Consider the following 20,344-nt stretch of genomic DNA (forward strand, 5'->3'; position numbering starts at 1 on the left):
GCACCGCCGTAGGTTTTAGCCAGTACGGTGGTGATTGCAGCGGTCAGGGTAGTTTTACCGTGGTCAACGTGGCCGATGGTGCCGACGTTAACGTGCGGTTTTGTACGTTCAAATTTTTCTTTAGACACGGCTATATTCCTTACTATAGTGCTCTCCCCTATGGAGAGAGCACGGGACTTAGGTTTTAATCCTGTGGCTTATTTACCACGGGCTTCAATAACGGCCTGAGCAACGTTGTTCGGCGCATCGTCGTACTTCAGGAACTCCATGGAGTAAGAAGCACGGCCTTTGGTCAGAGAACGCAGCTGGGTTGCATATCCGAACATTTCAGACAGCGGAACTTCAGCATGGATAACAACGCCAGTGACGTTGGATTCCTGACCACGAAGCATACCACGACGGCGGCTCAAGTCACCGATAACGTCACCGGTGTTCTCTTCCGGAGTCTCTACTTCAACCTTCATGATAGGCTCAAGCAGAACTGGTTTCGCTTTCTTAAAGCCATCTTTGAAGGCGATAGAAGCGGCCAGTTTAAACGCCAGCTCAGAGGAGTCAACGTCATGGTAAGAACCGAAGTGCAGACGCACGCCCAGATCAACAACCGGGTAACCAGCCAGCGGGCCAGATTTCAGCTGTTCCTGGATGCCTTTATCAACGGCCGGGATGTATTCGCCAGGAATTACACCACCTTTGATGTCGTTGATGAACTCGTAGCCTTTCGGGTTTGAACCCGGCTCCAGCGGGTACATGTCGATAACAACATGACCGTACTGACCGCGACCACCAGACTGCTTAGCGTGTTTACCTTCGATATCGGTAACTTTCGCGCGAATCGCTTCGCGGTAAGCAACCTGAGGTTTACCGACGTTCGCTTCAACGTTGAATTCACGCTTCATACGGTCAACGATGATGTCGAGGTGCAGCTCACCCATACCAGCGATAATAGTCTGGTTAGATTCTTCGTCAGTCCATACGCGGAAAGACGGGTCTTCTTTAGCCAGACGGCCCAGAGCCAGACCCATTTTTTCCTGGTCAGCTTTGGTTTTCGGTTCTACCGCGATGGAGATTACCGGCTCAGGGAATTCCATACGTTCCAGAATGATCGGGTGATCCGGGTCACACAGAGTGTCACCAGTGGTCACGTCTTTCAGACCGATTGCAGCAGCGATATCGCCCGCGCGAACTTCTTTGATCTCTTCACGTTTGTTGGCGTGCATCTGAACGATACGGCCAAAACGCTCACGTGCAGTTTTCACGGAGTTCAGGATGGTGTCACCGGAGTTAACCACACCAGAGTACACACGGAAGAAGGTCAGGTTACCCACGAACGGGTCGGTAGCGATTTTGAATGCCAGAGCAGCAAACGGCTCATCATCGCTAGCGTGACGCTCAGCCGGAGTATCTTTACCGTCGTCCAGAATACCGTTGATCGCAGGTACGTCGACTGGGGATGGCAGGTAATCAATTACCGCATCCAGCATCGCCTGAACACCTTTGTTCTTAAACGCAGAACCACAGGTTACCAGGATGATTTCGTTGTTCAGAACGCGCTGACGCAGAGCTTTTTTGATCTCTTCTTCAGTCAGTTCTTCACCACCCAGGTATTTCTCCATCAGCTCTTCTGAAGCTTCCGCTGCGGACTCGATCAGGTTCTGGTGCCATTCGTCAGCCAGTTCCTGCATGTCAGCCGGGATATCTTCATAAGTGAAGGTTACGCCTGCATCTTCTTCGTTCCAGTTGATGGCTTTCATTTTCACCAGGTCAACAACACCGGTGAACGCTTCTTCAGCGCCAATCGCCAGCTGCAGCGGAACAGGGTTCGCGCCCAGACGGGTTTTGATCTGACCAACAACTTTCAGGAAGTTCGCACCCATACGGTCCATTTTGTTAACGAACGCAATGCGCGGAACTTTATATTTGTTTGCCTGACGCCATACGGTTTCAGACTGAGGCTGAACACCACCAACTGCGCAGTAAACCATTACTGCACCATCAAGCACACGCATGGAACGTTCTACTTCGATAGTGAAGTCAACGTGCCCCGGGGTGTCGATGATGTTTACGCGATGCGGTTCATACTGCTTAGCCATACCAGACCAGAATGCAGTAGTCGCTGCGGAGGTGATAGTAATACCACGCTCCTGCTCCTGTTCCATCCAGTCCATGGTGGCTGCGCCGTCATGAACTTCACCGATTTTATGGTTTACACCGGTGTAGAACAAAATACGTTCGGTAGTAGTGGTTTTACCGGCGTCGATGTGCGCACTGATACCGATGTTACGGTAGCGCGCGATGGGTGTTGTACGAGCCATTTGATTCCTCGTTTATCTTTTAGGCGTTCAATTTAAGTAGCCCAAAGCGGGCTGCTTACTGGAAGCGCCCGCCTGGTGACTAAAACTCCGAAGGGATTACCAACGGTAGTGTGCGAACGCCTTGTTGGCTTCTGCCATACGGTGAACGTCTTCACGTTTCTTAACTGCAGTACCTTTGTTTTCTGCAGCATCAGAAAGTTCGTTCGCCAGGCGCAGAGCCATGGATTTATCACCGCGTTTACGAGCAGCTTCAACGATCCAACGCATTGCCAGGGCATTACGACGGACCGGACGGACTTCAACTGGTACCTGATAAGTAGAACCACCAACGCGGCGAGACTTAACTTCGACAGTCGGGCGCACGTTTTCGAGAGCTACTTCGAAAGCTTCCAGTTCGTTTTTACCAGAACGCTGAGCCAGGGTCTCCAGCGCGCTGTATACGATAGTTTCGGCAGTAGATTTTTTACCATCTACCATCAGGATATTTACAAATTTAGCCAGCAGTTCTGATCCGAACTTCGGATCCGGCAGAATTTTACGCTGACCAATGACGCGACGACGTGGCATGGAAATACTCCGTTGTTAATTCAGGATTGTCCAAAACTCTAAGAGTTTAGTTTGACATTAATATAAAACGTTTGGCCTTACTTAACGGAGAACCATTAAGCCTTAGGACGTTTCACGCCATACTTGGAGCGTGATTGCTTACGGTCTTTAACGCCGGAGCAGTCAAGCGCACCACGAACGGTGTGGTAACGAACACCCGGGAGGTCTTTTACACGACCGCCACGGATCAGGATCACGGAGTGCTCCTGCAGGTTGTGACCTTCACCACCGATGTAGGAAGTCACTTCAAAACCGTTAGTCAGACGAACACGGCAAACTTTACGCAGTGCGGAGTTCGGTTTTTTAGGGGTGGTAGTATATACACGAGTACATACGCCACGTTTCTGCGGGCATGCTTCCAGCGCAGGCACGTTGCTTTTTGCAACTTTGCGTGCACGTGGTTTGCGTACCAGCTGGTTAACTGTTGCCATTAAATAGCTCCTGGTTTTAGCTTTTGCTTCGTAAACACGTAATAAAACGACCTCATACAATATGAGGACGCAGAATTTTAGGTCGGTGTCGAAAAGGTGTCAAGAAATATACAACGATCCCGCAATTACCAGGACATCTGGTTGGGATGCTTCACCGTAAGTCTGACGAAGTCAGTATAGCTAACCCTGACGACACTGTCTGAAATTTGACCATCTAACCCGCGAGCTTTAATGTCTTCTTCCAGTACAGAGACCTTAATGGAGGCATTTTGCAGACTTTCAAGGAAACGGCTTCCTTCTATTGCGGCAGTCACGCCATCCTGGAGCAGTAAAAGCTCATCGTCTTTTTCAATCAGGCGAAGAAGAGAGGAGAAATCAGTAAGCCACGCGGAACGGTGTAGTGTGTGCAGCATGAGAGTCTCAAAACCTTAAAATGACGTCATAATTGCCTAGCTCACGGCGCAAATCTTCAGGTTCCAACGGCGTGGCATCAACCACAAAATTAACACCCTGCTGAAGACCCCGCTCACGTAATGAGGCGGCACAAAGCCAACATTGATCGATATCGTACAACTCCAACAGCTTAAACGTTGCGATATAGTTGCGAGCCAGAACGACATCCGGTTGTTGACCCTGGAGGATCTGGAACACGCCATCGCCGATAAAAAACACGCCGAGACCTTCCGTTAGCGCAGATGTCGCCAGTAAGGCATCTAACCCTTCACGGCCGGATGCGCTGCCGTGCGGCACGGTAGAAAAGACAAAAGCAACCCGTTTCATTAAAACTGCACCACGCGATCGCAGGTCAGGGACGCCTCAGCCAGCGAACCCAGCCCGCTGAGATTAAAACCTGATTGTAGATTAGCACCTGCCAGCCCAAGCCGCTTTGCTTCAGCTTCATCAACAACGCCGCGGCGCAACGCCGCTGCAACGCAGATATTTAGCGTCACGCCATGTTGTTGGTTCAGCTGTTGCCAGGCTCGTACCAGATCATACTCATCGCTGGCGGGCGAAGTCAGGAAGTTGGCGTTATACACCCCTTCACGATAGAAAAATACGCTGCTTAACTCATGCCCTTCCTTGAGTAGCGCGTGGGCAAATTGCAACGCGCTACTCGCCTGCTGTGTACCATAAGCAGGTCCCGTCACCATGATGGTAAAGCGCATTACTTGTCTTGCCCCTGGAAATCGCCGCTTTTGAACTGGCGAATATAGAGGTAGACCGTGTGCTTGGAGATATTCAGCCGATCGGCGACCTGGTTAATCGCATCTTTAATATCGAAGATACCTTTCTCATACAGATTCAGGACAATCTGGCGGTTTTTCGCATTGTTGGATACATTGCGATCGGCATTCACTTCTTCGATCGTGAATTCCAGCGTCTGGGTGACCAGATCTTCGACTGAAGAAGCAAAGTTCACGGCAGAGCCCACTTCCGGGGTTTCCGGTGGGATAAAGGTATTCATTATCTGCGAGAATGGCACATCGAGGTTCATGTTGATGCACAGCAGACCAATCACGCGATGCTCTCGGTTACGAATGGCAATCGTCACCGACTTCATCAAGACACCGCTTTTCGCACGTGTGAAGTAACACTTCGACACGCTGCTATCCGCACCCGTCATATCATGCAGCATACGCAAAGCAAGATCGGTTATCGGTGAGCCAATTTTACGGCCCGTGTGTTCACCGTTCGCAATGCGGATAGCTGAGCATTTCAAATCCTGCAAAGAGTGCAATACGATTTCACAATGGGAACCAATGAGCATCGCCAACCCGTCCACTACCGCTTCATAGGATTTAAGGATATCGAAGTCAGTTTGATCGAAAGGACGTTGATCCAGTAAATCTAGCTCACTGGTTTCGTTGGTTAAAAGCGACCTGGACATGAAAAAAAGCACTCCTTTTCAGGAGCCTGTCGTTATGTTGTCAGGGCAGGCTCATCACTATTATAGGGGCATCTAAAGTAATACAGCGCACAAGGCGCTTTCCAGTATTAATTATATCCTGTCGATAATAAAAAACCGCCGCCCTGTGGGCGGCGGTTACTGTTCGCTTACTTTTTGCTGCTATCTGCAGCTTTATCGGCCGGTGCAGCATCTGGCTGCGCCTCGGCTTTCGGTGCCGGTTTGATGTCTAACAGTTCAACATCAAAGACCAGCGTAGAGTTGGCCGGAATACCCGGAACCCCGGTTTTGCCGTAAGCCAGATCCGGTGGGATAACCAACTGAATTTTACCGCCTTTCTTGATGTTTTTCAGACCTTCGGTCCAGCCAGGGATAACACCATCAAGACGGAAAGAGAGCGGCTCGCCACGGGTGTAGGAGTTGTCAAACTCTTTACCATCAATCAGCGTACCTTTGTAGTTTACAACCACGGTATCGCTGTCTTTCGGCGCAGCGCCGGTACCTTCTTTCTCTACTTTGTAGATCAAGCCGGTGGAAGAGGTTTTAACGCCTTTCTCTTTAGCAAATTTCTCGCGGTAAACTTTACCTTTGGCTTCATTGTCAGCCGCGTCTTTTTCCATTTTCGCCTGAGCGGAGCTCTTCACGCGCGCTTCAAACGCCTGCAGAGTTTGTTCGATTTCCTGGTCAGAGAGCTTGCTCTTGTCAGCAAACGCATCCTGAACGCCAGCGATCAGCTGATCTTTATCCAGTTTGATGCCCAGCTTTTCCTGCTCTTTCAGGGAGTTTTCCATATAACGACCCAGTGACGCGCCCAGCGCGTAAGCGGATTTTTGGTCGTCATTCTTGAATGCTGCTTTGCTGTCAGCAGTAGCGGCTGGTTTCGCAGCATCAGCAGCGAAGGTGATCGGGGCATGCAGAGCAACAGCCATTGTGGTCGCCAGCAGCGTTACTTTAAACAGTGATTTCATCCATATCTCCAGGGCCGGGGCATCTCACCCCAGGGTTATCTAACATAAAAATGTACTATAAAGCGTTGCAGAACAAATCAACATACAGGCACGCCCTATTATCACCACTTTTCAGACTCTTTTTGTTTAAATTAGTTTCGTTGCCGAAGATTGAGTGCTGTGCAAACAGGCAAAGTTAAGTAGAATTCGCCGCAGTCCGCGATCTGCCGGAGAAAAAAGAAAGAGGTGAATCATGCAGGATACAACATTGGAAACTCGCCTGGCCGAGCTGGAAAGCCGCCTGGCATTTCAGGAAATCACCATTGAAGAGCTCAACGTGACGGTAACTGCGCATGAACTGGAAATGGCTAAACTACGCGATCATCTGCGTCTGCTGACTGAGAAGCTGAAAGCCACGCAGCCGTCCCACATCGCGTCGCAGTCCGAAGAGACCCCACCGCCGCATTATTAAGACGTAAAAAAAGCGGGGATATCCCGCTTTTTTGTGCCCGATGGCGCGAACGCTTAGCAGGCCTACTCACATATACCCAAAGGATTTCAAATCACAGCAAGGCGGCAAGCTTGAGGAAGTCCCGGGAGCATAGATAACTATGTGACCGGGATTTGAAAGCGCAGCCAACACCGCTGTGGGTTGAAAGACGAAGGGTATTAGTGGCAACCGCAGCCGCCGTTACCTTTACCGCCACCGCCGCAGCAGCCTTCGCCACCGTGCTCGTGACCATGGTCGTGGCCGTGACCACCGCAGCAACCATCGTGACCGTGGTCATGATCGTGGTCGTGACCGTGCGCGCCGTGAACGTGGCCATGAGCCAGTTCTTCTTCGGTCGCTTCACGAATCGCTACAACTTCTACGTTGAATTTCAGGTTCTGGCCAGCCAGCATGTGGTTACCGTCAACCACAACGTGGTCGTCTTCCACTTCAGTAATTTCTACCGGTACTGGACCCTGGTCAGTTTCAGCCAGGAAACGCATGCCAACCTGCAGTTCGTCAACGCCCATGAAGACGTCTTTAGGAACGCGCTGCACCAGGTTTTCGTCGTACTGACCGTAAGCGTCGTTTGCGCCAACAGCAACGTCGAATTTGTCGCCAACTTCATGACCGTCCAGCGCTGTTTCCAGGCCAGAAATCAGGGAACCGTGACCATGCAGGTAGTCCAGCGGTGCACTCACCGGAGACTCATCAACCAATACACCGTCTTCTGTACGTACCTGATAGGCCAGGCTGACCACCAGGTCCTTTGCTACTTTCATGATATCTCCTGAGCATGGAAAGAATAGTGGCGCAGATTGTAGCGGAATTCTGCACCCGTGTACCCTCTAGCTTAAAAAAAGCTGCGCCATATCGCTAGTCCGGATGAAAAATCCCGATCACTTGCTCTTCTTTGCGAACATGTTCGCGCGCCTCTTTATCGGCTTCCCGCATCTGATGCCCGCACTTAACACACTCAACAATATCGATATTATTTTCGCGCCACATCGCCAGCGTATCCTGCGCCTGGCAGGACGGACATTTTGCGCCTGCAATAAAACGTTTACGAATTGCCATGATTACCTCTACTCAAATTCATCCCAGCCATCCAGCTGACGCCGCTCTTGCTGCATCTCACGTTGGAAAATTTCCTCCAGTTCACGCCGGGCTTCCCTGGCTCGCGAGATTTGTACCGTGTCTGTATGCATGGGAATCAGTTCCCGCAACATGCGCATATCGAGCCGCCGAAAATGCAGTTGAGCGCGCTGAGCCTGGTGCGGATGCATCCCCAACGTGACCAGCGTTTTACGCCCCAACTCCAGCGCACTGGAGAACGTTTCGCGGGAAAACTGCGTCACCCCGGCCTGTAATAACTCATGCGCCTCTACACGTCCGCGCGCTCGCGCAAGAATATGCAAATGCGGAAAGTATTGTTGGCAAAGCTCCACCAGTTTCATGGTGTCTTCGGGTTCATTACAGGTAATGACGATGGATTGCGCCGCCTCTGCCCCCGCGGAACGCAGCAGATCCACCTGCGTTGCATCTCCGTAATAGACCTTATAGCCATATTTACGCATCAGATTCACAGCGCTGATATCTCGCTCCAGGACGGTAATACGCATTTTATTGGCCATCAGTAAGCGACCAATAACCTGACCAAAGCGTCCAAACCCCACGACAATGACCTGCGGTTTATCATCCTCCACCCAGGGTTTTTCATCTTCTTCATCCGGGCCGTTAAACTGGCGGGAGAGCCATTTATCAATCAGCTTCATCACCAGCGGCGTGGTCATCATCGACAACGTGACGGTCACCAGCAGTAGCGCCATTTGATCGCCCTGAAACAATCGTTGCGAGGATGCCGTTGAAAACAGCACGAAAGCGAATTCACCGCCCTGGCTTAACACGCCGGCAAACTGCATTCGTTCAGAGCTTCTCATGCCGTTCAGTCGTGCCAGCACATACAGCACCAGCATCTTCACAAGCACCAGCACGATTACGCTCGCCGCTACCCACAGAATATGGGTATAGAGCACGCCGAGATTGAGCGACATGCCGACGGAGATAAAAAACAGTCCGAGCAACAGGCCCTTAAAGGGATCGATTGCCGTTTCCAACTCATGGCGGTATTCGCTTTCCGCCAGCAGCACGCCCGCGATAAACGTTCCCAGCGCCATCGACAATCCCAGCGCATCCATAAATAGCGCGGAACCCAGTACCAGCAGCAGCGTAGCGGCGGTGAACACTTCCCGCACGCCAGAACCCGCAATGAAGCGGAAAACAGGGCGCAGCAAATAGCGTCCGCCAATCAACATGCCGGCGAAAGCCAACACCTTCATGCCCACTTTGATCCAGTCAAAATGTTCATCAGCAGACCCCGCCAGCAGTGGAACCAGCGCCAGTGCGGGGATTACTGCCAAATCCTGGAACAGCAGCACCGAAAAACCCAGTTGCCCGGATTCGCTGCGGTTCATGCCTTTTTCGCGCATCAACTGTAGCGCCATGGCGGTCGATGACATCGCCAGACCAATGCCGCCGACCACTGCCGCTTGCCAGGAGAATGCGGTAAGCATCAGCAAACCAGCCAGTACCACTGCGCTCAACATCACCTGCGCGGCACCGACGCCAAAAATTGAACGCCGCAATTGCCATAACTTGGCCGGGTTAAGTTCCAGCCCAATGATGAACATCAAAAAGACGACGCCCAGTTCGGAAAAGTGCAGGATTTCATCTACATCGCTAATGAATCCTAATCCCCACGGACCGATAGCGATCCCCGCCAGCAAGTATCCTAATACCGGGCCAATACCCAGCCGCGATGCCAGCGGCACCGCAGCGACCGCCGCGAAGAGGAACAACACTCCCGCGGTCAATAAATCAGAACCTTCCATCAGCGGCCTCCCACAGGAATCGGATTCGCCAGCCAGTCACCGTACGCTTTAGCATGGCTGTCCAGCTCCTGCTTCGTTTGCCGCCTTGCCCAGTAAACGATGATTGGGCTCATCCAGTGCATGCGGCACATACCGGCCGTTAGCTCAAAAGGGCGCAGTACATCGCTCATCGGATAACGGTTCAGCGCGTCATAACGGTACGCGCTTTCCGGTTCACCGGTGGTGATGACGCTTCGCCAGTACTTTCCCGCCAGTTGATTCCCTCCGGGACCGCTGGCAAATCCGCGGCTCAGTACACGGTCAAGCCACTCCTTTAACAGCGCCGGGCAGCTATAGGTGTAGAGAGGATGCTGAAAAACAATCACATCATGCTCGCGCAACAGCGCCTGCTCATGCGGAATGTCGATGAAAAAATCAGGATAGTGCGCGTAAAGATCGTGCACGGTCACATTACTGAGTTGCATGGCCGGTTTAAGCAGAACCCGGTTCGCGACCGAGTCCTGAGATTCCGGATGGGCATACAGCAGCAACACTTTCGCTGGCTGGAACATCATCCCCCTCCCGGTTTTGTCTTTTGTCTATTTTCGACGTTTTGGGCTACCATGGCGCCTCAGTGCGGCAAACAGCCCACACATTACATTATCATAATGATAAATTAACATAGTCTGAACATACGGCGCCTTATGATTGTTTTCTCATCGTTACAAATTCGTCGCGGCGTGCGCGTCTTGCTGGACAATGCCACGGCCACCATTAATCCAGGGCAGAAAGTTGGTCTGGTGGGCAAAAATGGCTGCGGTAAATCTACTCTGCTGGCATTGCTGAAAAATGAACTCAGCGCTGACGCCGGAGGATTTACCTATCCGGGAAACTGGCAGCTCGCCTGGGTGAATCAGGAAACGCCAGCGTTGCCACAGCCCGCGCTGGAGTACGTGATTGACGGCGACCGCGAGTATCGTCAACTGGAAGCGCAGTTGAACGATGCCAACGAACGTAACGATGGACACGCCATTGCCACCGTCCATGGCAAGCTGGATGCCATTGACGCCTGGACCGTACGCTCACGTGCGGCAAGCCTGCTGCATGGCCTCGGCTTCTCCAATGAACAGCTTGAACGTCCGGTCAGCGATTTTTCCGGCGGCTGGCGTATGCGTCTTAACCTGGCGCAGGCGTTGATTTGCCGTTCAGACCTGCTGCTGCTTGATGAACCGACCAACCACCTCGATCTTGACGCGGTGATCTGGCTGGAAAGATGGCTGAAAAGCTATCAGGGCACGCTGATTCTGATTTCCCATGACCGCGACTTCCTCGACCCGGTGGTGGACAAAATTATTCATATCGAACAGCAAACCATGTTCGAGTACACCGGCAACTACAGCGCGTTTGAAATCCAGCGTGCGACCCGCCTCGCGCAGCAACAGGCGATGTACGAAAGTCAGCAGGAGCGTGTGGCGCACCTGCAAAGCTATATCGATCGTTTCCGCGCTAAAGCAACCAAAGCAAAGCAAGCGCAGAGCCGTATCAAAATGCTGGAACGTATGGAGCTCATTGCCCCGGCGCACGTGGACAACCCGTTCCACTTCAGCTTCCGTCAACCGGAAAGCCTGCCAAACCCGCTATTGAAGATGGAAAAGGTCAGCGCCGGCTATGGCGATCGCGTCATTCTCGATTCGATCAAACTGAATCTGGTGCCGGGTTCACGCATTGGCCTGCTCGGTCGTAACGGTGCGGGTAAATCAACCCTGATTAAGCTGCTGGCGGGTGAACTGGCCCCCATCAGCGGTGAAATTGGTCTCGCCAAAGGCATTAAACTGGGTTACTTCGCGCAGCATCAGCTGGAGTTTTTACGTGCCGATGAATCGCCCATCCAGCACCTGGCGCGCATGGCGCCGCAGGAACTTGAGCAGAAACTGCGCGACTACCTCGGTGGATTCGGCTTTCAGGGCGATAAAGTCAGCGAACAGACCGCCCGCTTCTCCGGTGGTGAAAAGGCGCGTCTGGTGCTGGCATTGATCGTCTGGCAGCGCCCGAACCTGCTGCTGCTTGATGAACCGACTAACCACCTGGATTTGGATATGCGTCAGGCGCTGACCGAAGCGCTGATCGATTTCGAAGGCGCGCTGGTCGTGGTCTCGCACGACCGTCATCTGATTCGCTCCACTACCGACGACCTCTATCTGGTGCACGACAAGAAAGTCGAGCCGTTTGACGGCGATCTGGAAGATTATCAACAGTGGCTGAGCGATGTGCAGAAACAGGAAAACCAGAGCGACGAACCGGCGAAGGAGAGCGTGAACAGCGCCCAGGCGCGTAAGGATCAGAAGCGTCGCGAAGCTGAACTCCGCACCCTGACGCAGCCGCTGCGCAAAGAGATCACCCGTCTGGAAAAAGAGATGGAGAAACTACAGGCGCAGTTGGCGCAGGCGGAAGAGAAACTCGGTGATAGCGAACTCTACGATCAAAGTCGCAAAGCCGAACTCACTGCCTGTTTGCAGCAGCAAGCGAATGCAAAATCCGGGCTGGAAGAGTGTGAAATGGCCTGGCTGGATGCGCAGGAACAACTCGAACAGATGCTGGCCGACTAACGATGGGAAGACGATGATGAATCAGCTGACGACCAACGATATTACCTTCCGCAAGCTGAGCATCTTCATGACCTTTATGGAGAAGGGTAACATCGCCCGCACCGCCGAGGCGCTGAACATCAGCGGCGTTAGCGTTCACCGGGCGTTACACACGCTGGAAGAGAACGTTCGTTGCCCGCTGTTCGTTCACAAAGGGCGTAATCTTATCGCCCAGCCTGCAGCGTGGACGTTGCTGGAGTACTGCCAGGAAATCACCCAATTGATGGAACGCGGGCTGGAAGAGGCGCGCAAAACGGCAGGCGTGGGTCAGGGCCGTTTACGCGTTGGCACGCTCTACTCACTGACGCTGGAGACGGTACCGCACCTGATTATGGGCATGAAGCTGCGCCGCCCGGATCTGGAGCTGGATCTCACCATGGGCTCCAACGAAGCGCTGCTGAAGATGCTGGAAGACGGCGTGCTGGACGCCATCCTCATCTCCATTTCCGAAAGCGAAATCGACCGCAACAGCCTCGAAGTGCTGCCCCTGTTCCACGACGATATCTACCTCGCCGCACCGATGTCAGCTACGCTGGACGCCACCATGAAGGCGGACCTGCGCCACTATCGCAATGAGAAATTTGTCTCGCTGGCGGAAGGATTTGCCACCTACGCCGGTTTTCAGGAAGCATTTCATATCGCCGGGTTTGAGCCTGAAATCGTTACCCGCGTAAACGACATCTTCTCCATGCTCAGTCTGGTACAGGCAGGGGTGGGTTTCTGTTTAATGCCGGGGCGAATGAAGAAAATGTATGAGAATACCGTGAAGCTGCAAAAACTGGCTGAACCCTATCAGATGCAGCAGCTTATCGCGATTGTCTTTGCCCGCAACCGCGAGCGCGACCCAAGCCTGTTAGCGCTGGCCGCCGAAGGGCGCATGTACGCCAGGACGCTGAACCAGAACGCCTGAATCGCCGGATGGCGACGCTACGCGTCTTATCCGACCTACACCAGGTGCGAGCCGTAGGCCCGATAAGCGCAGCGCCATCGGGCAATCACATCACGCACGAAGGCGTTTCGCCAGATGCACGGCAACATCGACGCCGCTGCGCTCCAGAGAAATAGACTCCCCTTCCCACGCGGCCTGACGCGTCAGGCAGGTCAGTACGCCACCGGGCGGCATTTCAATCGCCAGCCGCGCTTCACGTTCGTTAGCGGAAATCACCGCCTCCTGCCAACGTACCGTATGTGCCATATTCATCGCCAGGTCGTCAGCAATACGCTCCGGCTGCCACAGCACGCGTCCGGTACTGCCGCTCAGGTAGGCATAGCGCGGACGGGAAAGCGTCACGCGGCTGAACGCTTCAACCAGCTTTTGCGCGGGCTCGGCCAGCAGTTCACAGTGCGACGGCACGCTCACCGCCAGACGAGAAGCCTTACTGGCCCCTTTGGCCATCGCGCGTTTTGCCACTTCCGCCATCGCTTCATCGGTACCCGCAATCACAATCTGCGTTTCGGCATTCAGGTTGGCAATATAGGTTTCGCTGTCTGCCACCAGGCTTTCCACCTGACTTAACGTTAGCCCCATAATCGCCGTCAGGCCGTAACCGTGTGGGTATGCTTGCTCCATTAAGTCACCGCGCAGCGCCACCAGCGTCAGCGCATCGGCAAAATCGAGCGCACCGGCAACCACCGCCGCCGGGTACGCGCCAATGGAGAGTCCACTGAGGATATCAGGCACGACACCACGACGTTCAAGCTCACGCGCCCAGGCAACGCCGGCAATCAGCAGAGACAGTTGAACGGCTCGGGTATGTTTCAACGCTTCAGGGCTATCCAGCGTATCCACCTCTGCGCCCAGCACTTCACGCGCCTGAGCGAGCTCCGCCCCCGGAAGGTTTTGCAGCATACCTTCGTGCTGTGTCCCTTGCCCCGGGAAGGTAAACAGAATTTTCATGACTCCTCCCTGCCCCACGGGTCGAGAACCAGTTGCGGCCCCTGCGAGGTTTTCAGTAATGCTTTTCCATCACGCAGCCATTCATTAAGGGCAAAGCCGCCGCGCGGAGTATCCACTTGGATATCCGCCCGGCACAGCCCGCCCGTCAGCTGCTGCTGCCACTTCTCCAGCGCTTGTCGGGAGAGCGGCTGAGGCGCGCGGATCAGCAGATCCAGATCGCTTGCCGCATGGATCACCGGGATCCCGGTCGCCAGCGCATAGCCGGTACTCCCGGTAATGCCCCACGTCCACGGCCACGACTGCTGGGCCAATAATAAAGCCACCTGAAGCGGCGGCTGAGAGATAAAGGGCGAACGCAGCAGCGTCTGCGGGTCCACCAGCGATTCCGGCGAGCAGACGCGAACGACCGCCTCCGCTTTCACCCAACCGGCGGCGCGCTGGTCGCGCTTCATCCCGCGGACGCCCACGGGAATACGCCCCTGCGCATCAACATCACGCCGCACGACCACCGGCAGACCGCTATGCCAGACGGTATCCACCCAGGATTCCGTGACATCCTCGAGCGCGTCGCGTGCGTTCAGCCAGATAAGATCGTGTGGACGTAATGTTGTGCTCATGATTTAGATTCCTGAAGTCAGCGAGATAAACAGCGGCAGCGACAGGATACACAGTACAGAGCTCAACAGCAGCACGGCTTCTGCATCCGGCGACTGCACGCCAAAGCGGTTACCGAACACCACGCCGAAGAAGCCCGCGGACAGTGCAATCATCAGGATGGCAGTGATAGCCACGGAACCATGCAGGCCGAAAATCAGCACGATACCCCAGGCAATGGCCGGTTGAATCAGCAACTTAGCGATGGTGGAAGTAATCACCACGGTATTGATTTGCAGTTTACGCGCAGAGAGGATCACACCGGTCAGGAACAGCGCCGCCGCAGTAGCAGACAGACCCAGCGGTTTGATCGCCGCCAGCACCAGCTCCGGCATTTTAATACCAATGGCGGAAAGGATAACCCCCAACAGCGGGCCCATTACGATTGGCTTTTTAATCGAACGCCACATCAGTACTGGCAGCACAGAGAGCGTAGAGCCGGTGTTACCGCCTTCAGCACGCGCTTTTTCACGTTCGAGGATCAGCAGGCAGAACGGTGTCATCAGTACGGAACCGCAGGCGATGGAAACGGCAACGGAAAGCGAGGTGGAAGAGGTTTCACCCAGCACGCTACCCAGAATCGGCAGACCCAGCGCGGCATAGTTTGGCAGCGCAACGGTCAGGGTCAGCACGGCGGCATCCTGTGGAGATTTCTTGAAGACTTTGGTCGCCATAAAGTAGATAGCGGCATAGGTAATCCACATCGCCAGCGTCAACACCACAATCAGCGGTGACTGAGCCACGATACCGGCCCACGGCGTTTGTACCGTGGCGCTAAACAGCGCTGCGGGTAACGCAAAGTCCATCACAAAGATGTTGAGCAGGGAGACATTTTTGTTGTCGACCATTTTGGCCTTCCCGGCCCAGAATCCCAGCAACATGATGACGAAAATCGGAGCAAGAGCATGAACAATTACGTAAGTCATATTTCACCTGTAATCTTAAAAGAAGTAGCACTGACGCGATGATTGTTATTTTTCAGATGCAGCGACCCACGCGGGTGCAGTCACTGCACCCCGGCAGGTCTCTTTTTTTACTTACCAGCTTGCTCGCATGCGTTCGCGTACGAGGGCAGAGCTGCGGCGATTGTCGGCACCCAGACGGCTTTTAAGCGTAGGGTCCTGACGCGCGTCGTTGATGGCCTGTTGCAGGGTGTTTTTCACCAGCGCCAGATCTTGTGCGGATGGGGCATCCGGGTTGCTGATATCCAGCAGATTTTCCAGCAGGCCCAGGGTGGCGTAGTTGCTGATGTCATAGGCCATCGGCGGAATAGTTGCCGCCAGTTTTTCCAGCGCCTCAACGGTACGCAGGGTAATGCGCGCCGCGGACTCTTTGCCCATCGCGTGAATCAGTACGCCTTTATCGTTGAAGGCGATCAGACGGTTTGCCTGGTAGCCGTGCGCCAGAAATGCCCCGGACATCGCCTTACCGACGATAAGGCCAATCACCGGGTGGCCTGCCAGACGCGCATTGGCATACGCCGCAGCCGCGCCAGCCAGCGCCTGATGAATGCCAAAGCCTTCTTCACGACGACCATAGGCCTGGCTGGCGACGTCAATCACCGCCACAATCGGGCGCTTGACGGCTTTATCGGCATCGGCGGCGATGGTTTCACTGACGACTTTCGCAAGCCACCAGCCTTCCAGCAGACCGACTTCACCTTTAGTGGCGCGCGGATAGTGGTTATGGGCATCCGGAACGACGGCGATAAAGCGCACGTTTTCACCGTTCAGCTCGCCATCAGCGGCCTGTACGGACGGGCACAGCCCTGCAATACGTTTGGCGCCTGGCGCCAGCGTTTCCAGCCATAATTCGCCACGGCTAATTACGTTACTCATCATTTCACCTCCCGGGCGAAGAGCGCTCTAATCTGTTCTGAATCGGCCTGTTTACGGGTATCAAAATGGCTCAGGCGGTCGAGATACCAGTCGTAATTATCGGTGCGATGTTTTGCCGGAACGCCTTTCGCCAGCGCCTCGTTCATGGCGGCTTTCACCGCGTTCACACCGTCGTTGACCAGTGCTTCTACCAGCCCGCTTTCGTAGCGAACTTCACCACCAGTCATGCTCCAGATGAACGGACGGTCGCGGGAGTCATACTCTTCAATCCCGGCTTCCTGTTCGATTACCTGCGGGCCGTTCAGGCCGAGACGCGCTTCGCGGGTCACAATCAGATAGCTACACAGCGCCGCCGCGATGGACATCCCGCCGAAGCAGCCCACAGTACCGGCCACAATGCCAACCACCGGGGTGTAACGACGCAGATCCACAATCGCCGCATGAATATCGGCAATCGCCGCCAGACCGAGGTTCGCTTCTTGTAAACGAACCCCGCCGGTTTCCAGGCTCAGCACCGCCTGAGTAGGAATGCCGTTACGGTTATCTTCCGCCGCCAGCTCCAGCGCCGCTGCCATTTTGGCACCGGACACTTCGCCCATGCTGCCGCCCTGGAACGCGCCTTCAATCGCTACAACAACGGCCGGTTTACCATTGATGGTGCCTTTTGCCACCACCATGCCGTCATCGGCCTGTGGAACAATGCCCTGTGCGCCGAGCCACGGCGACATCACGCCTTCAAATGGGTCGAGCAGTTCACGGTAGCTGCCTTCATCCAGCAGCGCATGCGCACGCTGGCGTGCTTTTAATTCGATAAAACTGCGGTCATCACGCATAGCTCACCTCTTCAAAAACCTGTTCGATACGGATGCGCGCCACGCCCGGCGTCGCGCCGAAGTCATGGATGGTCAGTTTGCCTGCAGGCAGGCTGCTGACCGTCTGCAGACGGTTGAACAGCGCTTCCCAGCGGCGGGTGCTGTTATTGACAGAAGTGGTGATATCAATGGTTAACGTCTGGCCCTGGTCGGCGGTGAATAACACCTCCATATCCCCGGAGCCCACAACGCCTGCCAGCGCTTTGCCGCTTAAGGTGCGGCTGGCCGGTACGGTTAACGTAATGTGTTCCATAACATCCTCTTAATGCTTTAAATACGGCGATTCGACGTGATTTCGACGCGATCGAGAAATAGCGTGGCGGCGAGCAGGTCAGCCGCGCCGCCCGGCGAGGCGTTTAGCGCCAGCATCTGGCTATCCAGTTCCGCTAATGCCGCCTGACCCGCCGGGTGCGCGCTGCCGCCTGCATTCAACACGGCGCGCGCGCCGTCCTGCATGGCATCAAGCCCTTCCAGCCCGGCACGAGAAAGTACGCAGGTATCGGTCAGCGAGGTCATGATCGCCATCAGCGCATCCAGCCTCGCGTGCGTCTCGCTACTACCGCGCAGGCGGCTTAAACGCAGCTGCGGCAGCGCGCGCTGCATCACGTGCGGAAACGCCTGCTGAGCTTCTTCACGAGCGCCCGGTACACGATAACGATGCGTTGCGCGAAGCCCTTTGCTGAACACCTTCGGCGCTGCGTCATCCGGCAGCTTCGCCAGTTCCGCTGCGGTAGCGGCTATCTGCTGCGCGCCACCGGCACCACCGTGCATCGCAACGGCGCTCACCAACAACCCCAGCGCCCAAATCGCGCCGCGGTGGGTATTCACGCCGTGGGTCGCGGCCATCATCTGCTGCTCGCCCTCACGGCCGAGTCGCCCTATGGTTTGTCTGAGCGCAATATCCGCTGGACGCTGCCAGCTTTGCTGCGCCAGCGCCTGAAACGTAGGGGTCAGGCTATGTGCGGAGCACTCCATTAGCGCAAGCGATAAATCGTGGTGCGCGCCGTTCCCCCGACTGTCCACCAGACCGGGTTTCGGGCTTAATCGTGCTTCGTCAATCAGACACTGCGTGGCGGTTCGCGCCAGCCACTCGGCACCGCCTTCAACCTGAATCTGGGGCAGAAGTTTCATTACCAGCTCCGGAATTTCGCAGGTGGGTTGTAAAGACCGCCAGACCATTCCACCAGGTCAGCGACGCTACCGGCTGCCAGCAGCGAACGGGTGGCATCGGTACGACGAATGCCCATATCTTCCGGATAGACCACCTTGCCGCTCTGACGCAGTTCGGCAACGCGCTTAGCATCAACGCCCAGGCCGATATCGGTGATCCCTGCTACCGCAGCCACCATCGCACGGCGCTCTTCAAGATCTTTGGCGCGGTAGAGGTAGGCGATACCTTCTTCGGTCAGCACGTGGGTTACGTCATCGCCGTAGATCATTACCGGTGCCAGCGGCATGCCGGAGGCTTTCGCCACGTCAACCGCGTCCAGTTTTTCGACGAAGGTTGGCTTCACGCCCGCCTGGAAAGTTTCGACCATCTGCACCACCAGTTTTTTACCGCGCTGCATCGGATCCGGTTCGGTGATCATATTCAGCCAGGCTGGCGTTGCATGACGACGACCGTGCGGGTCGTGACCCATGTTTGGCGCGCCGCCGAAGCCAGAAAGACGGCCGCGGGTCACGGTGGAGGAGTTGGCGTAGCCATCAACCTGCAGGGTGGAGCCGATAAACATATCTACCGCGTACTGGCCAGCCAACTGGCAGAAGGCGCGGTTAGAACGCATCGAGCCGTCGGAACCGGTAAAGAAGATGTCTGGGCGGGCGCGGATATACTCTTCCATCCCCAACTCGCCGCCGAAGCAGTGCACGCTTTCTACCCAGCCGCTCTCAATTGCCGGAATCAGCGTTGGATGCGGGTTCAGGGTCCAGTGCTTACAGATTTTGCCTTTCAGACCGAGCTGTTCACCGTAGGTTGGCAGCAACAGTTCAATCGCCGCGGTGTTGAAGCCGATACCGTGGTTCAGCGACTGTACCTGATGTTCCGCGTAGATGCCTTTAATCGCCATCATCGCCATCAGGATGTGTTCCTGTTTGATCAGGCGCGGGTCGCGGGTAAACAGCGGTTCGATAAAGAACGGTTTGTCGGCGACAACCACGTAGTCAATCCAGGAACCCGGAATATCCACGCGCGGCAGGTCGCATTCGTCGTCCACCAGCTCGTTCACCTGTGCGATGACGATACCGTCGTGGAATGCAGCAGCTTCCACCAGCGCCGGGGTATCTTCGGTACTCGGTCCGGTGTAGAGGTTACCTTTACGGTCAGCTTTATAACCGGCAATCAGCGCCACGTTCGGAGCCAGGTCAACATAAAGACGGGAATAGAGTTCGATGTAGGTGTGGATGGCGCCGATTTCCAGTTGGCCATCTTCCAGTAGTTGCGAAATACGCAAGCTTTGGGTACCGGAGAAGGAGAAGTCCAGCTTGCGGGCGATGCCTTTTTCAAAGATATCCAGATGCTCGCTACGCCCGACGCTTGGCATAATCATATGCAGGTCGTGCACAATCTGCGGATTGACTTCAGCCAGCATGCGGGACAGGAAATCTGCCTGCTTCTGGTTATTCCCTTCTAATACCACGCGGTCACCCGGCGCGATCAGTTTTTCCAGCATCGCGGTCAGGTCTGCGGTCGGCAGCACCTTACCCTGCACCGGAACGGAAGCCAGACGGCGCTGTTTTTCCGTGCGGCGGGTGTTCCAGACTCGTGCTGGCGTTTGCCCAGATAACATTATTAACCTCCTGATTCAGCTAATCATTTTGATTGCTTAACACTGGAAAGAGTGTGCACCCTGGTGAGAAAGTCATCAATTAAGCGTAGG

General features: G+C 54.9%; 24 protein-coding genes. 3 read left to right on the forward strand and 21 right to left on the reverse strand.

What is annotated here, in order from left to right:
* The 9 genes from FDW97_RS13300 to fkpA all read right to left on the reverse strand — a co-directional run.
* Nucleotides 1–128: GTP-binding protein (locus FDW97_RS13300; protein ID WP_000031651.1), on the reverse strand; the 128-nt coding region annotated here is incomplete at its 3' end.
* Nucleotides 129–197: 69 nt separating this feature from the next.
* Nucleotides 198–2,312, reverse strand: a complete 2,115-nt coding sequence (fusA, locus tag FDW97_RS13305; protein WP_038634754.1) for an elongation factor G — start codon at nt 2,310–2,312, stop codon at nt 198–200.
* A 96-nt stretch (nt 2,313–2,408) separates the two neighbouring features.
* On the reverse strand, nt 2,409–2,879 hold the full coding sequence (gene rpsG / locus FDW97_RS13310) for a 30S ribosomal protein S7 (RefSeq protein ID WP_003023657.1): 471 nt from the start codon (nt 2,877–2,879) through the stop codon (nt 2,409–2,411).
* 95 nt (nt 2,880–2,974) lie between these two features.
* Nucleotides 2,975–3,349, reverse strand: a complete 375-nt coding sequence (gene rpsL / locus FDW97_RS13315) for a 30S ribosomal protein S12 (RefSeq protein WP_003023654.1) — start codon at nt 3,347–3,349, stop codon at nt 2,975–2,977.
* A gap of 125 nt (nt 3,350–3,474) precedes the next feature.
* Entirely contained in the window at nt 3,475–3,762 is a 288-nt protein-coding gene (tusB, locus tag FDW97_RS13320; protein ID WP_038634759.1) for a sulfurtransferase complex subunit TusB, read from the reverse strand.
* 7 nt (nt 3,763–3,769) lie between these two features.
* Nucleotides 3,770–4,129 (reverse strand): sulfurtransferase complex subunit TusC, encoded by a 360-nt coding sequence (tusC, locus tag FDW97_RS13325; RefSeq protein WP_038634761.1) that lies wholly within the window; start codon nt 4,127–4,129, stop codon nt 3,770–3,772.
* Nucleotides 4,129–4,515, reverse strand: a complete 387-nt coding sequence (tusD, locus tag FDW97_RS13330) for a sulfurtransferase complex subunit TusD (protein ID WP_137351159.1) — start codon at nt 4,513–4,515, stop codon at nt 4,129–4,131. Before tusD ends, tusC begins: the two co-directional genes overlap by 1 nt.
* A complete protein-coding gene (locus FDW97_RS13335; RefSeq protein WP_003023643.1) occupies nt 4,515–5,237 on the reverse strand; it encodes a transcriptional regulator in 723 nt (240 codons plus the stop codon). Before FDW97_RS13335 ends, tusD begins: the two co-directional genes overlap by 1 nt.
* A 167-nt stretch (nt 5,238–5,404) precedes the next feature.
* A complete protein-coding gene (gene fkpA, locus FDW97_RS13340; RefSeq protein WP_038634767.1) occupies nt 5,405–6,223 on the reverse strand; it encodes an FKBP-type peptidyl-prolyl cis-trans isomerase in 819 nt (272 codons plus the stop codon).
* Between the two features lie 232 nt (nt 6,224–6,455).
* On the opposite strand from fkpA, the gene FDW97_RS13345 reads away from it, so the two are divergent.
* On the forward strand, nt 6,456–6,674 hold the full coding sequence (locus tag FDW97_RS13345) for a protein SlyX (RefSeq protein ID WP_038634770.1): 219 nt from the start codon (nt 6,456–6,458) through the stop codon (nt 6,672–6,674).
* A gap of 197 nt (nt 6,675–6,871) precedes the next feature.
* Here the strand turns inward: FDW97_RS13345 and slyD are convergent, their stop codons facing one another.
* From slyD to kefG, 4 genes are all read right to left on the reverse strand, one after another.
* Complete coding sequence (gene slyD, locus FDW97_RS13350) at nt 6,872–7,474, reverse strand: peptidylprolyl isomerase (RefSeq protein ID WP_006687368.1); 603 nt, start codon at nt 7,472–7,474, stop codon at nt 6,872–6,874.
* Between the two features lie 94 nt (nt 7,475–7,568).
* A complete protein-coding gene (locus tag FDW97_RS13355) occupies nt 7,569–7,769 on the reverse strand; it encodes a YheV family putative zinc ribbon protein (protein WP_016154768.1) in 201 nt (66 codons plus the stop codon).
* Between the two features lie 8 nt (nt 7,770–7,777).
* The gene (kefB, locus tag FDW97_RS13360) at nt 7,778–9,583 is read right to left on the reverse strand and encodes a glutathione-regulated potassium-efflux system protein KefB (RefSeq protein WP_137351160.1); all 1,806 of its coding nucleotides are present in this window, start codon (nt 9,581–9,583) and stop codon (nt 7,778–7,780) included.
* Nucleotides 9,583–10,134 (reverse strand): glutathione-regulated potassium-efflux system ancillary protein KefG, encoded by a 552-nt coding sequence (kefG, locus tag FDW97_RS13365; protein WP_003023629.1) that lies wholly within the window; start codon nt 10,132–10,134, stop codon nt 9,583–9,585. Before kefG ends, kefB begins: the two co-directional genes overlap by 1 nt.
* A 132-nt stretch (nt 10,135–10,266) precedes the next feature.
* Between kefG and FDW97_RS13370 the strand changes: the two genes are divergently transcribed.
* Nucleotides 10,267–12,168 carry an ABC transporter ATP-binding protein gene (locus tag FDW97_RS13370; protein WP_085048984.1) on the forward strand — a complete coding sequence of 634 codons (1,902 nt, stop codon included), beginning with the start codon at nt 10,267–10,269 and terminating at the stop codon, nt 12,166–12,168.
* Between the two features lie 16 nt (nt 12,169–12,184).
* Nucleotides 12,185–13,117 carry a LysR family transcriptional regulator gene (locus FDW97_RS13375; protein WP_137351265.1) on the forward strand — a complete coding sequence of 311 codons (933 nt, stop codon included), beginning with the start codon at nt 12,185–12,187 and terminating at the stop codon, nt 13,115–13,117.
* 90 nt (nt 13,118–13,207) lie between these two features.
* Here FDW97_RS13375 and mdcH read toward each other — a convergent pair whose 3' ends face one another.
* The 8 genes from mdcH to mdcA all read right to left on the reverse strand — a co-directional run bounded on the left by mdcH (nt 13,208) and on the right by mdcA (nt 20,254).
* Nucleotides 13,208–14,104, reverse strand: a complete 897-nt coding sequence (gene mdcH, locus FDW97_RS13380) for a malonate decarboxylase subunit epsilon (RefSeq protein ID WP_137351161.1) — start codon at nt 14,102–14,104, stop codon at nt 13,208–13,210.
* Complete coding sequence (locus FDW97_RS13385; RefSeq protein ID WP_069323821.1) at nt 14,101–14,721, reverse strand: malonate decarboxylase holo-ACP synthase; 621 nt, start codon at nt 14,719–14,721, stop codon at nt 14,101–14,103. The genes mdcH and FDW97_RS13385 overlap by 4 nt, the downstream gene beginning before the upstream one ends.
* A gap of 3 nt (nt 14,722–14,724) precedes the next feature.
* Complete coding sequence (locus tag FDW97_RS13390; RefSeq protein WP_137351162.1) at nt 14,725–15,684, reverse strand: AEC family transporter; 960 nt, start codon at nt 15,682–15,684, stop codon at nt 14,725–14,727.
* Between the two features lie 111 nt (nt 15,685–15,795).
* Nucleotides 15,796–16,596 carry a biotin-independent malonate decarboxylase subunit gamma gene (gene mdcE, locus FDW97_RS13395; protein ID WP_069323819.1) on the reverse strand — a complete coding sequence of 267 codons (801 nt, stop codon included), beginning with the start codon at nt 16,594–16,596 and terminating at the stop codon, nt 15,796–15,798.
* Entirely contained in the window at nt 16,596–17,429 is an 834-nt protein-coding gene (locus FDW97_RS13400) for a biotin-independent malonate decarboxylase subunit beta (protein WP_038634789.1), read from the reverse strand. The genes mdcE and FDW97_RS13400 overlap by 1 nt, the downstream gene beginning before the upstream one ends.
* Nucleotides 17,422–17,721: a malonate decarboxylase acyl carrier protein gene (gene mdcC / locus FDW97_RS13405; RefSeq protein WP_069323817.1), complete on the reverse strand. Its 300-nt coding sequence runs from the start codon at nt 17,719–17,721 to the stop codon at nt 17,422–17,424. Before mdcC ends, FDW97_RS13400 begins: the two co-directional genes overlap by 8 nt.
* 17 nt (nt 17,722–17,738) lie before the next feature.
* The gene (locus tag FDW97_RS13410; protein ID WP_137351163.1) at nt 17,739–18,599 is read right to left on the reverse strand and encodes a triphosphoribosyl-dephospho-CoA synthase; all 861 of its coding nucleotides are present in this window, start codon (nt 18,597–18,599) and stop codon (nt 17,739–17,741) included.
* Nucleotides 18,599–20,254 (reverse strand): malonate decarboxylase subunit alpha, encoded by a 1,656-nt coding sequence (gene mdcA / locus FDW97_RS13415; RefSeq protein ID WP_038634792.1) that lies wholly within the window; start codon nt 20,252–20,254, stop codon nt 18,599–18,601. Before mdcA ends, FDW97_RS13410 begins: the two co-directional genes overlap by 1 nt.
* Between the last annotated feature and the right edge of the window lie 90 nt (nt 20,255–20,344).

The sequence above is a fragment of the Citrobacter sp. wls708 genome (assembly GCF_005281255.1).
In the GTDB taxonomy this organism is placed as follows: Bacteria; Pseudomonadota; Gammaproteobacteria; order Enterobacterales; family Enterobacteriaceae; genus Citrobacter; species Citrobacter werkmanii.

Coding starts and splice junctions, on each gene's coding strand:
- FDW97_RS13355 (WP_016154768.1), bottom strand. CDS start 7,769: ATGGCAATTCGTAAACGTTTTATTGCAGGCGCAAAATGTCCGTCCTGC.
- FDW97_RS13390 (WP_137351162.1), bottom strand. CDS start 15,684: ATGACTTACGTAATTGTTCATGCTCTTGCTCCGATTTTCGTCATCATG.
- FDW97_RS13345 (WP_038634770.1), top strand. CDS start 6,456: ATGCAGGATACAACATTGGAAACTCGCCTGGCCGAGCTGGAAAGCCGC.
- mdcA (WP_038634792.1), bottom strand. CDS start 20,254: ATGTTATCTGGGCAAACGCCAGCACGAGTCTGGAACACCCGCCGCACG.
- FDW97_RS13370 (WP_085048984.1), top strand. CDS start 10,267: ATGATTGTTTTCTCATCGTTACAAATTCGTCGCGGCGTGCGCGTCTTG.
- FDW97_RS13385 (WP_069323821.1), bottom strand. CDS start 14,721: ATGAGCACAACATTACGTCCACACGATCTTATCTGGCTGAACGCACGC.
- tusD (WP_137351159.1), bottom strand. CDS start 4,515: ATGCGCTTTACCATCATGGTGACGGGACCTGCTTATGGTACACAGCAG.
- rpsL (WP_003023654.1), bottom strand. CDS start 3,349: ATGGCAACAGTTAACCAGCTGGTACGCAAACCACGTGCACGCAAAGTT.
- slyD (WP_006687368.1), bottom strand. CDS start 7,474: ATGAAAGTAGCAAAGGACCTGGTGGTCAGCCTGGCCTATCAGGTACGT.
- fusA (WP_038634754.1), bottom strand. CDS start 2,312: ATGGCTCGTACAACACCCATCGCGCGCTACCGTAACATCGGTATCAGT.
- mdcE (WP_069323819.1), bottom strand. CDS start 16,596: ATGAGTAACGTAATTAGCCGTGGCGAATTATGGCTGGAAACGCTGGCG.
- FDW97_RS13335 (WP_003023643.1), bottom strand. CDS start 5,237: ATGTCCAGGTCGCTTTTAACCAACGAAACCAGTGAGCTAGATTTACTG.
- FDW97_RS13410 (WP_137351163.1), bottom strand. CDS start 18,599: ATGAAACTTCTGCCCCAGATTCAGGTTGAAGGCGGTGCCGAGTGGCTG.
- FDW97_RS13400 (WP_038634789.1), bottom strand. CDS start 17,429: ATGCGTGATGACCGCAGTTTTATCGAATTAAAAGCACGCCAGCGTGCG.
- mdcH (WP_137351161.1), bottom strand. CDS start 14,104: ATGAAAATTCTGTTTACCTTCCCGGGGCAAGGGACACAGCACGAAGGT.
- tusC (WP_038634761.1), bottom strand. CDS start 4,129: ATGAAACGGGTTGCTTTTGTCTTTTCTACCGTGCCGCACGGCAGCGCA.
- kefG (WP_003023629.1), bottom strand. CDS start 10,134: ATGTTCCAGCCAGCGAAAGTGTTGCTGCTGTATGCCCATCCGGAATCT.
- rpsG (WP_003023657.1), bottom strand. CDS start 2,879: ATGCCACGTCGTCGCGTCATTGGTCAGCGTAAAATTCTGCCGGATCCG.
- kefB (WP_137351160.1), bottom strand. CDS start 9,583: ATGGAAGGTTCTGATTTATTGACCGCGGGAGTGTTGTTCCTCTTCGCG.
- fkpA (WP_038634767.1), bottom strand. CDS start 6,223: ATGAAATCACTGTTTAAAGTAACGCTGCTGGCGACCACAATGGCTGTT.
- FDW97_RS13375 (WP_137351265.1), top strand. CDS start 12,185: ATGAATCAGCTGACGACCAACGATATTACCTTCCGCAAGCTGAGCATC.
- tusB (WP_038634759.1), bottom strand. CDS start 3,762: ATGCTGCACACACTACACCGTTCCGCGTGGCTTACTGATTTCTCCTCT.
- mdcC (WP_069323817.1), bottom strand. CDS start 17,721: ATGGAACACATTACGTTAACCGTACCGGCCAGCCGCACCTTAAGCGGC.